Consider the following 358-nt stretch of genomic DNA (forward strand, 5'->3'; position numbering starts at 1 on the left):
AAGGGGTCGCAGGTTCGAATCCTGTCTTCCCGATTGATTAAAATGGGGCCTTAGCTCAGCTGGGAGAGCGCCTGCTTTGCACGCAGGAGGTCAGCGGTTCGATCCCGCTAGGCTCCACCAATATTTTAATACTTTTTTTGGCGGTGTAGCTCAGCTGGCTAGAGCGTACGGTTCATACCCGTGAGGTCGGGGGTTCGATCCCCTCCGCCGCTACTTAAGTTTATATATACGTATGTTGGAGGAATACCCAAGTCCGGCTGAAGGGATCGGTCTTGAAAACCGACAGGCGGGTCAAACCGCGCAGGGGTTCGAATCCCCTTTCCTCCTCCATTATTTTATTGTCGCGGGGTGGAGCAGC

General features: G+C 53.9%; 3 tRNA genes. All 3 read left to right on the forward strand.

The window, feature by feature from the left end:
* Positions 1 to 44 precede the first annotated feature (44 nt).
* The 3 genes from M3221_RS25835 (at position 45) to M3221_RS25845 (ending at position 330) form a co-directional block, all read left to right on the forward strand.
* A tRNA-Ala gene (locus M3221_RS25835) sits at positions 45 to 120 on the forward strand.
* Between the two features lie 19 nt (positions 121 to 139).
* A tRNA-Met gene (locus tag M3221_RS25840) sits at positions 140 to 213 on the forward strand.
* Positions 214 to 237: 24 nt separating this feature from the next.
* Positions 238 to 330: transfer RNA gene (locus M3221_RS25845), tRNA-Ser, on the forward strand.
* Positions 331 to 358 lie beyond the last annotated feature (28 nt).

The organism is Domibacillus indicus (genome assembly GCF_023715895.1).
In the GTDB taxonomy this organism is placed as follows: domain Bacteria; phylum Bacillota; class Bacilli; order Bacillales; family Domibacillaceae; genus Domibacillus; species Domibacillus indicus_A.